This window comes from Paraburkholderia mimosarum LMG 23256 = NBRC 106338 (assembly GCF_000739815.1).
Lineage (GTDB): Bacteria > Pseudomonadota > Gammaproteobacteria > Burkholderiales > Burkholderiaceae > Paraburkholderia > Paraburkholderia mimosarum.
In genome coordinates, this window is sequence record NZ_BBJJ01000324.1 from 1 (window position 1) to 1,110 (window position 1,110).

The 1,110-nt window shown below is 56.7% G+C and carries 1 protein-coding gene; it reads left to right on the forward strand.

Annotated features, from left to right (window positions below; all coding sequences use genetic code 11):
- Positions 1–71: 71 nt before the first annotated feature.
- The gene (locus BMI01S_RS37690) at positions 72–1,106 is read left to right on the forward strand and encodes an IS630 family transposase (protein ID WP_028232368.1); all 1,035 of its coding nucleotides are present in this window, start codon (positions 72–74) and stop codon (positions 1,104–1,106) included.
- Positions 1,107–1,110: the final 4 nt, after the last annotated feature.

The window sequence follows — 1,110 nt, forward strand, 5'->3', positions numbered from 1 at the left end:
TTTACTCATAAGTCAGGAATTTTGCGGACAGATGGCCTATGCTTGAGCGATACCTATTGAGAGGATCGCCCATGAAACGAGATGGCCGGAGCCTGGCTCACAACACGCTTGAAGAGATGCGTATCCTTGCAGTTCAGCGTATGGCTGAAGGCGAGCATCCAAATGATGTTGCGGCGTCGTTTGGAATGCATCGCTCGTGGGCCTACAAGATCAGGGCGCAGGCACGAGGCCGTGGTCGTGGAGTGCGAGCGCTGCGATCGACCAAGGGCACAGGGCGACCACGTACGCTTACTCCGACGCAGGAGCAGCGGGTAATGCGCTGGGTTAATGGCAAGAACCCAATGCAATACGGCTTTGATTTTGGCTTGTGGACTCGCAACCTGGTTCGTGAGCTGGTACGACAGAAATTCGACGTCACGCTGAGCCTGGCTTCGATCGGCGCGATGCTCGCGCGTCTGAACCTGACGCCGCAAAAGCCGTTGCAGCGTGCTTATCAGCGTGACCCGGAAGCTATCGAGCGTTGGCAGCGAGACACCTACCCGGGCATTGCCAGGCAGGCTCGCGAGCAGAAGGCGGATATCTTTTTCTGGGACGAATCGGGCTTCCGTGCCGACTCGGTTCATGGCAGGACGTGGGCGCCGCGCGGTGAGACGCCGGTGGTCGAGCGGCCCGGCGAACGGCAAAGCATGAGCGCCGCCTCCGCTGTCAACTCGAAGGGGGCTTTCTGGTTTGCAACGTATGACGGGGCGCTTAGCGGCGAGTTGTTCGTGGAACTGCTCAAGAAGTTGATGTTCAATCGGAAAAAACCGGTTCACTTGATCGTCGACGGATTGCCAGCGCATAAGAAAGCCATCGTTAAAAACTACGTCGCTAGTACGCAGGGCAAGTTGATCTTGCATTTCCTGCCCGGTTATGCGCCGGACCTCAATCCAGATGAACTGGTGTGGAGTCACGTCAAGCGGACCGGTGTCGCGCGCCGCCCGCTTCAAAAAGGTGAAAGATTGGGCGCGAAAATCCACGAGCAACTTTCACAAATCGGGCGGGATCCGTGCCTTGTTAGATCATTTTTCAGGCATCAATCTGTCCGCTATATTTCTGACGTGTGAGTAA